Source organism: uncultured Subdoligranulum sp. (assembly GCF_937890665.1).
Map to the genome: position 1 here is coordinate 1 of NZ_CALADU010000032.1, position 1,215 is coordinate 1,215.

General features: G+C 52.3%; 1 pseudogene. It reads right to left on the bottom strand.

From position 1 onward, the window contains the following. Nucleotides 1–1,215: pseudogene (locus Q0526_RS01835) on the bottom strand (SpaA isopeptide-forming pilin-related protein); the annotation flags it as partial.

Genomic DNA, 1,215 nt, shown 5'->3' on the forward strand with positions numbered 1-1,215 from the left:
GTGCCGTCCGCGAAACGCCCGGTATCGTCGATCTGCAGATGGCCGTCCTCATACACTGCGGAGGCTGCCCACTCATTGTAGAATCCGTCCGGGCCGCTCACTTCTACAAGTCGGAAGTGGCCCAGGGGAAGTTTTTCGGGCAACACCAGCATACCCGTATCATCGGTATAGAAGGTGTCTATAACTTTCGGCAGCAAGGGATTGCTGGTGTCCGTCATGGTAACCAGTTTCGGATTCCCATTCTTGTCCAGAATGTGATTTCCCTGATCGTCGTCCATCCAATAGATTTGGAAAGCTGTATTCGGCAACGCTACCGGTTTGCCGGTTTCGTCATCGATCTTGGTGATTCTCAGGTAAACTTCGATTTCTTCGTCCAGAATGGTATATTCCTGATAGCTGCCAGAGGGGATCTGGACAGCATCCTTCGGGGTTGCCATATTGGACTGCGGATTGGTGGGATTAGTCGGATCAATGTCAACGATAAAAGGCTGCGCCTGGAAAACATCCCGCGGCGTGGTAGTTTCCACCACGAGGTATTGCCCATACGGCAGACCTTCCACACGCAGTGTACCGATATCGTTGGAGAAGATCTCGGACAGTTGATACTCATGCGGACGGCCTGTCGCAACCCAGCCGTCGCCCGAACCATTCCTGTAATCACCGGCGGCTGTTAATGTCGCATTATATGCGGCAATCTCGTCCTCGTCGATCTCGTAGGTCTTGGCAACCGCCTGGCGCTCTTCCGAAAAATCATATTTCAGCGACGATTCGTTGTACTCCGGATTGATATAGGCATCCAGAATAGACTGAATCATGTACTTGCCGCTTCTTGTCTTGGCAAACTGAGATTCTTTGGACAAATCCGAAATCAAATAGAAGGTGAACCCTGCGCCCTGCAGCTTGATACCATCGCTGGAACCGGTGCTGGAAACACGTTTCGTGAGTTCAATGTTCCCTTTCATCACCTGGTCATCGCTTTCGGCCAGCTCGTTGTCCCGGTGTAGGTGGTAATTGGCACTGTAGGTCGTTTTGTCGAGATCCTCACCTTCGGCCTGCCGGTCATCCGCAAAGGTGGTTTTTTCCACATACCAACCCTCGTCGGCATAGCTGGGGGTGACGTAGTAGTTGTGCTCGTCACAGAGGTAGCCAGTAGCATAGCTTTCGTAGTAACCGTCGTAGGTCTTAGTGCCGTCCAGGGCCTTGCTCTGGCCGATA